Consider the following 4,296-nt stretch of genomic DNA (forward strand, 5'->3'; position numbering starts at 1 on the left):
ATGGTGATTACCTCTTTCATCAATGCTCATGAGAGTACGTCCAAGGTGTCTTGAGTCCAGCCTATGGCCTGCCAACGCTCGCATCTAAGGAAATCAGCAAACGCCATAGTATGTTCAACGCGAGGCAATCCCCGACCATGAAATTGGATCAAGAAACGTCCAGTGTCTTCAGTTCCATCGCTATCTCTCCATTGCCGGAGCGGCCTAAGGGTGCCGGTGTTTGTAGACGGCAATGGCAGCCCGTTTCGCCCTAATCGTTGAGCTCAGCAATGAAAGTCCAACAATCCCAGCAAACGCTACCCCTATTCCCCAGAACATCAGGTAGCGGATGCTTGGCACCAATGCGGCGAGACTGCCTCCAGCAAATAAGATTGCTAAGGCGGTCAAGATCAAGGGGATGATTTTTCCCATGTGGTCATAGGAGCCTGAGTCGAATTCGCACTTGGCGATGAGGTGTTCAAAGGGATGGTTCATCGGTGCTTCGCTGAGCGCTTTGAGCTCTTGGTTGGTGCGGCGCGCGTGCTTCTCATTCAACTGTCCTATTTTACTTTGGCGCATCTTCCTTATCTGCCTCTCATTTTCTCCGGCTCCTCCCCCGTCAGAGGCCGTGCATGGGCCACGATCACCTGTCGCAAGTGAACTCAGGTACTGCAGCTTGTGGGTTGTGTGCGGGTGGTCGTTTGGTTCCTGCTGTCCAGGTGTGTGCAGGAAAAGCAGCGGAGCGTTGGGGGCTTTTGCTGTGCACAGGTGGACAGGAGGTTTAAGCGTTTTCGTTTCGGAATAGGCTCGTTCCGTGAGTCGCTGCTCATTGTGACTCTTACAGTGGCGGCGAAGTATTCCACTTCTTTACCTAGGACTTCGATGCCGTCGTAAATCTCCGAGTCGTGCGAGTCATGGCTACTGCCCATAATTTATGGCGTGTGCTGGCAGGCTATCGAACTGGGCCGACTGTTGAGGATGCCACGTTCCTCAAGTCTCCCCCTTCATTATTTCTAGACACGTTCCCATGCGAGCGGGAACAAACGATTCTGTGTGGGTCTGGCAAGTAAATTCGTAAGTCAGGCGAGGGACCGGTCGACTCAACAAGGAGATAACATGCCGGATGGCGGGCCAGTAAGACATGACCCGCCATCAATCATTCATGAAAGAAATCTTTATTTATTTCTTTCTTTTAAAGTCTGTCCATTTCTCAGCGACGGCAAGTTCGATTGCTTCATAGATGGGGATCTTGGTCTCTGCTTTAACCCTCGCTAGGGTGTCCATGGTTTCTTCAGACAATCTGTTACTGAACGGGACTCTCACGGTTTTTCGTTCAGGGGCAGGTGCGGCTGTTTTCGATGCCGGCTTCTCTGAGGCTGGCACTGGCTCGACAGGATCCACATTTATATCGGGTGCAGGCCGCGGAATCCGTCGTTTTCCTAAAGCTGGGCGTTCTGGCAGTTCCTGATTCATCTGATAATTGTCCTTGCTAGTTCTTCATATGCTTCTAAGACTGGGGCCCCTTTGCGGTAGTTGCCATACCACTCACCTGCTAAGCGGACATCCTGAACGATAGTTCTCTCTGGAACTAAGGGCGTAAGAAGCAACCCGGTTTCACGAAGTTCTTCCACGGAGCTAAGTGCCGCACGCGGGGTGATTGTGTCTTTGTATCCCCCGACAACAATTCCGGCTTCAGTAAGGCTTGCGGTCAAACCAAGCCTTTTCCTACTGGCCAAAAACTTATCAACAGTGATTTTTGCACCCTCAAATCCGTCTATTCCGTCAACGGTTGGCTTAGCTGCGTAAACCACAGTGTCAGAGGCATTCAAGGCGCTTTGAGTGAGAGGGCCACCTTGGCGGTTAGGGCAATCAATAACTACCAAATCCGCTTCGGAACCAAACAATGAAGTCTTAAGGCGGATCTCCAGGTGGTCGGAGCTGTCTTTCTCACGATTGGAAACCGACCTTGAAGAAGGCAGCACTCTCAAGTTTGGGGTCCAATGAGATACTACGGCTAGCTCATCGGCCCAACCTTCGGGGTCTTCATCGGCAAGAATTGCTCCGACATCCAACCCGGCACCTCGTGGTTCGACGGAGGTCCATTTCGTTGTCGCTGCTCGCGGATCTAGATCGATCAACAGCACGTTTTTGCCCGCTTTAGCCGCTACCATCGCGAGCGAAACGGCTGTTGTTGTCTTTGATACACCGCCGGATTCGCTATAAACCATGATCGTCTGCATGCCTACACTTTAGGATAATTCAATCTTTCATGCAATAAATATTTATTTATTGCATGAAAGATTGATTTCGAGCGTTCTGTCGTTACGCCTAGAGAGCATGCCGTGAAGACTAGCCGTTGTCATGACACGGGCTAAACCCACCTGATGCCTGCTGATTATTACTGATAGCTCAGGGCTGTTGCGCGCAGTCACTGTCGAGCTGGTCTGGATACTCGACGGTGTTCAATGCCAATCCGCCCACCCCTAAGGGGCGTAGCGCATGGGGTTGTCCACATCACTGTCTTGCGCAATCAAGCTTTCATGAAATATTTATTTCATGAAAGCTTGATTGCGCAGTTTGGATTACATTTTCTTCACAGGCATCGAAAGAACTGATTTTCGTGAAGCGCCAGCCCTTGCAGTAGCTAATTTCGGAATCGATCTTTTCCAGTTCATCTTGGGTTTTGGTGTGTTATTCGGTTTGCTGCGTGTCTAGCTAGGTGTTCTGAGGCGCTTCGAGAGCGGCAGCGCGCATACTTGGTTGCTCGCTGCATTGACTCCTTGGGAGCGGCCGAACATGGTTTCCCAGGTGCGGCCATCATTGGTTCATAGTGCGGCAGAGGTTCGCTGCGTGCAGGGATCTGCAGTAGTTGATGTAGGACTGAGTGTCTTACTCGCTCTAGGGGAGTGTCCCGTAGTTCTTTCCCGTGCGGACCTTGCGCGTTGCGCTGCGCCGAGGCTTGTTTGATAAAAATTTCATAACGATATTATGAATGGCTCTGTGAGATAACTCTGTGTTTGGTATGTTTTTAATGCTTACATTGGAATTAAGCATATTTTTGACTAGATTTGGATGGTGGATTTTGCAGATTAGGATGTTGTCCAAGGTTGCACTGATCGCAGTTATATCAGGGTCATTGGCAGCTGTTGGTGTTGCTCCTGCGTCGGCCGATGCAATGCGGGAAAAGATTTTTGACAAGGCCCAAGTTTCGTTGGGACTTGATCCGGTTGATGCGCAGACCTCTGTTGCAGGTTTACAGATTGAGCATGATGGGACTTCAGCGACGGCTGAATATATGGATCTATCCATTTCAGTTGATGCACTGTCGTCCCATTCGGACACGACTCAGACCGAAGACGGCGTGCGTGTCATGGGCCTCTTGCAACCTGGAAATTCAAGTGCAGAATTCGCCGTTGATCTTCCAGATGGGGCAGATTTGGAGCGTTTCGGCGAGGGGTATCTGATCACTTCTCGCGTCGGGGACGGCAAGCTTGTATATGGGGAGATCGAGACTCCTTGGGCTGTAGATGCCAGTGGTAAGTCTCTTGAAACGTCTTACAGTTTTGCTGATGGCGTTTTGACGCAGGAAGTCGATACTGAAGGTGCAAAGTTCCCCGTGGTGGCCGATCCTAAGATCAAATTTGGTACTTCGGATGGCCCTGGAGTGTATTGGAATCTTTGGGGTCATGAAGCGAAATCCATCTCAGCTCTTGCTGTGTCAGTCGCAGGGCTGACTACTGCAGGAGGATGTGTCGCTGCAGGTAAGTTGCCTAGTATTGGATACATCATCCAAGGCATCTGTTCCTTTGTTGGAGTTCCAACGATGAAAACAATCGTGTCATCGGTCAAGAAGATTATTAAGAGTACGAAAATCTCAGCGACTGGGTGCTACCAGATCAAGATTGTTCCACGGGGCAATAAGCTCAAGAAAGTGAATGCGAAAAATTGCAGATGAGAACTATTAGACAGTATGGGTGGTTGCTTCCACTCATCATTTTCGGCGCATTAGCAATTACGACATCGCTCAATCCTTGGTTGCTCGGCGCGTTTGCGCTTGTCACCGTCGGGATTATTCATTTTGTTGCTATCCAGATCGATCGAAAGAGATCTGGGTCTACTACTTCTAACTAATCACTCAAGCGGCCACCAAGGATTTATCCTTGTGGCCGCTTTTGTGTCATCTTTTCCTTCAGTTAGCGCTATCTGAAATTCCACGTCTGCATAGGACGATTTGAGTCAAGGCAATCGCTTTTCGCTCTGCGGGCAGCATCGGGTGCTGCACGCGCTTTGCGGGCGGTGATCTTAGGCGACGATACG

At 50.2% G+C, this 4,296-nt stretch carries 4 protein-coding genes; 1 reads left to right on the plus strand and 3 read right to left on the minus strand.

Annotated elements, in window-relative coordinates; genetic code table 11:
• Nucleotides 1-204: 204 nt before the first annotated feature.
• The 3 genes from ACT3TP_RS18380 to ACT3TP_RS18390 form a co-directional block, all read right to left on the minus strand.
• Nucleotides 205-534 carry a hypothetical protein gene (locus ACT3TP_RS18380; protein ID WP_444621256.1) on the minus strand — a complete coding sequence of 110 codons (330 nt, stop codon included), beginning with the start codon at nucleotides 532-534 and terminating at the stop codon, nucleotides 205-207.
• Nucleotides 535-1,158: 624 nt separating this feature from the next.
• Entirely contained in the window at nucleotides 1,159-1,452 is a 294-nt protein-coding gene (locus tag ACT3TP_RS18385; protein WP_444621257.1) for a hypothetical protein, read from the minus strand.
• The gene (locus ACT3TP_RS18390) at nucleotides 1,449-2,219 is read right to left on the minus strand and encodes a ParA family protein (RefSeq protein ID WP_444621258.1); all 771 of its coding nucleotides are present in this window, start codon (nucleotides 2,217-2,219) and stop codon (nucleotides 1,449-1,451) included. Before ACT3TP_RS18390 ends, ACT3TP_RS18385 begins: the two co-directional genes overlap by 4 nt.
• A gap of 854 nt (nucleotides 2,220-3,073) precedes the next feature.
• On the opposite strand from ACT3TP_RS18390, the gene ACT3TP_RS18395 reads away from it, so the two are divergent.
• Nucleotides 3,074-3,934, plus strand: coding sequence for a hypothetical protein (locus tag ACT3TP_RS18395; protein ID WP_444621259.1), 861 nt, complete (start codon nucleotides 3,074-3,076; stop codon nucleotides 3,932-3,934).
• The last annotated feature ends 362 nt before the right edge of the window (nucleotides 3,935-4,296 follow it).

This window comes from Glutamicibacter sp. AOP38-B1-38, from assembly GCF_052377485.1.
Taxonomy (GTDB): Bacteria; Actinomycetota; Actinomycetes; order Actinomycetales; family Micrococcaceae; genus Glutamicibacter.

Coding starts and splice junctions, on each gene's coding strand:
- ACT3TP_RS18385 (WP_444621257.1), bottom strand. CDS start 1,452: ATGAATCAGGAACTGCCAGAACGCCCAGCTTTAGGAAAACGACGGATT.
- ACT3TP_RS18390 (WP_444621258.1), bottom strand. CDS start 2,219: ATGCAGACGATCATGGTTTATAGCGAATCCGGCGGTGTATCAAAGACA.
- ACT3TP_RS18395 (WP_444621259.1), top strand. CDS start 3,074: ATGTTGTCCAAGGTTGCACTGATCGCAGTTATATCAGGGTCATTGGCA.